Below are 533 nucleotides of genomic sequence, written 5' to 3' on the forward strand. Positions count from 1 at the left end.
ATCGGGATTACAGCGAGATCTTCATCCAGATCCGGGACCATCTGATCCGCACCCATCGGGGAAACGGCCCCGAATGGGCGCGCGACTACGCCCACCAGCTCCTGAACCGCATCATGTTCCTCTACTTCATCGCCCGCAAGGGCTGGCTTCTGGGGCCGGACGGCCGCCCCGATCGCGACTTCATGCGCCACTTCTGGGAAGCCTACCGGCAAACCAAGGGCAAAGATGCCTTCCACCGGGACTGGCTGGATGTCCTCCTCTTCGAGGCCTTCAACAACCGCTGGCAGAACCGGGCCGATTACCTGAGGCGCTTCCCCCAGTGGCTTGTAAATTCCCTCGCCCAGGCCCCCTTCCTCAACGGCGGCCTCTACAGCCGGCGTCCCGGTCTGGACGACCGCCTGACCCAGCCGGTGCCGGATGAGTTCTTCGCGCTCCTCTTCGAGCGCTGGACGGACAGCACCTTCCCCGGTCTGTTCGAGCGCTACAACTTCACGGTGGTGGAGAGCGGACGCTTCGACGAAGAGGTCGCCGTG

The 533-nt window shown here is 64.0% G+C and carries 1 protein-coding gene; it reads left to right on the top strand.

Annotated elements, in window-relative coordinates:
• Nucleotides 1-533 (top strand): hypothetical protein (locus tag ABJK56_RS00350; protein WP_347242679.1); only part of this gene is annotated, 533 nt, incomplete at both ends.

This window comes from Thermogutta sp., from assembly GCF_039793925.1.
Lineage (GTDB): Bacteria > Planctomycetota > Planctomycetia > Pirellulales > Thermoguttaceae > Thermogutta.